Below are 322 nucleotides of genomic sequence, written 5' to 3'. Positions count from 1 at the left end.
AGAAGATCTATCCCGGCAAGTCGGCCTATGCCTGCATGCTGAACGAGGCCGGCAAGTTCACCGACGACTGCATCATCTACCGCATCAGCCCCAACAGCTGGATGGTCGTGCACGGCTCCGGCACCGGCCATGAGGAGTTGCAGCGCGCAGCGGCGGGCCGCGACGTCTCGCTACGCTTCGACGACAATCTGCACGACCTCTCGCTGCAGGGCCCGACCGCCGTCGACTACCTGGCCAAGCACGTGCCGGGCATTCGCGACCTCAACTACTTCCACCACATGCAGACGCAGCTGTTCGGTTTCCCTGTGATGATCTCGCGCCC

Annotated in this window: 1 pseudogene; it reads left to right on the top strand. The window is 63.7% G+C overall.

The annotated features are described in order from the left end of the window. Positions 1-322, top strand: a pseudogene (locus EN807_RS33850) (aminomethyltransferase family protein); the annotation flags it as partial.

This window comes from Mesorhizobium sp. M5C.F.Ca.ET.164.01.1.1 (assembly GCF_004792125.1).
In the GTDB taxonomy this organism is placed as follows: domain Bacteria; phylum Pseudomonadota; class Alphaproteobacteria; order Rhizobiales; family Rhizobiaceae; genus Mesorhizobium; species Mesorhizobium wenxiniae.
This window is presented reverse-complemented; position numbering and strand designations above follow the sequence as displayed.